The organism is Gemmatimonadota bacterium, from assembly GCA_026706345.1.
GTDB lineage: Bacteria > JAAXHH01 > JAAXHH01 > JAAXHH01 > JAAXHH01 > JAAXHH01.
This window is the reverse complement of the sequence record JAPOYX010000121.1, coordinates 1-1,285: the sequence shown is the minus strand read 5'-3', so window position 1 is coordinate 1,285 and position 1,285 is coordinate 1. Positions and strand designations below refer to the sequence as shown.

At 61.2% G+C, this 1,285-nt stretch carries 2 protein-coding genes; both read left to right on the top strand.

Translation table 11 applies throughout. The annotated features are described in order from the left end of the window. Positions 1-482: glutathione binding-like protein (locus OXG98_08045; GenBank protein MCY3771955.1), on the top strand; the 482-nt coding region annotated here is incomplete at its 5' end. 216 nt (positions 483-698) lie between these two features. Then, the gene (locus OXG98_08040; GenBank protein MCY3771954.1) at positions 699-1,130 is read left to right on the top strand and encodes a TIGR03618 family F420-dependent PPOX class oxidoreductase; all 432 of its coding nucleotides are present in this window, start codon (positions 699-701) and stop codon (positions 1,128-1,130) included. The last annotated feature ends 155 nt before the right edge of the window (positions 1,131-1,285 follow it).

Genomic DNA, 1,285 nt, shown 5'->3' with positions numbered 1-1,285 from the left:
ACCCTGACGGTCCGGGCGGGAAACCGCTGTCCATCTTTGAGTCCGGGGCCATGCTGTTATACCTGGCGGAGAAGACGGGCAGGCTGCTGCCGGCTGACCCCCACCGGCGTAGCGAGTGCATCCAGTGGCTGTTTTTTCAGATGGCCGGGGTCGGTCCCATGTTCGGGCAGTTCGGCCACTTCTATAAATTTGCCAAAGAGCGTATTCCGTATCCGACCGAGCGCTATACCAATGAAGCCCGGCGGCTCCTGGGCGTGCTGGAAAAACGTTTGGACGGCCGGGACTATGTGATGGACGATGAATACACGATCGCCGACATCGCGACCTTTCCCTGGGTCGGCTGCCTCGACTGGGGCTATGGGGCGTGGGAAGATCTGAAGCTGGACGCGGATTTCCCCAATGTGGTCGCCTGGTATACGCGCTGTACCGAGAAGCCGGCTTCGGTGCGCGGCGCCAAGGTGTGCGGCTTTTCGGACGACTAGACTGATGGAAACAGACAGCGGACCCGACCTGGTGGTCGATATTTTTATTGACGGGCGGCTGGTAAACCCGGGTGAGATACCGGCTACTGTTGTGAGGAAGATTGAAACGTCGGCTCTCGCTTCGGCGTCCGGCCGGTTGACGGCCGAAGGCGTTGTGTACGAGTGGTCCACGCGGCCCTGCGTGTACCCGTAGATGCCCGGCAGTAGGGGAGAATCATGCGAAAAAATCTACGTCTCGAAGATCTGGGAGACTTCCTGGATCAACCCAAATGCGCAACCCTGGCGACCCATTTCAAAGACGGGACGGTCCTGATGTCCCCCGTCTGGCACGAGTGGAAAGACGGCGGCTTTACGGTTGCGGTGGCGAACGAGGATATCAAGGCCCGTCACGTTCGGCGTGATGCCAGAGTGAGTATCAGCGTCGCCGAAGATAGCCCTCCCTACCGGGGGATTGAGGTGCGCGGGGAGGCCAGTATCGAGCGAGCGGACGCGTTTGAGACCACCCGGCGGATCGCCGTGCGCTATCTGGGAGCCAAGCGGGGACCGGCCTATGTTGAGCCCTTCCGCGAGGCCGACCTCGTGCTGGTTCGGGTTAAACCGGGGGTGCTGCGGGTCTGGGATTTTGCTGACGAGACGGAGATAAGCTGAAGTATCGGATGAGCGCGGACGCCTCCGACACTCCCGTGCCTGCCTTACTTTGCCGCTGACGCGCTGGCCGCCGGGTGACTGCTTGAGACGTCCCGGTCCGTGCCATTCATGGCATCCAATAAGGATTGTCTATGCAGGGCCGCCGGATGCGGCGT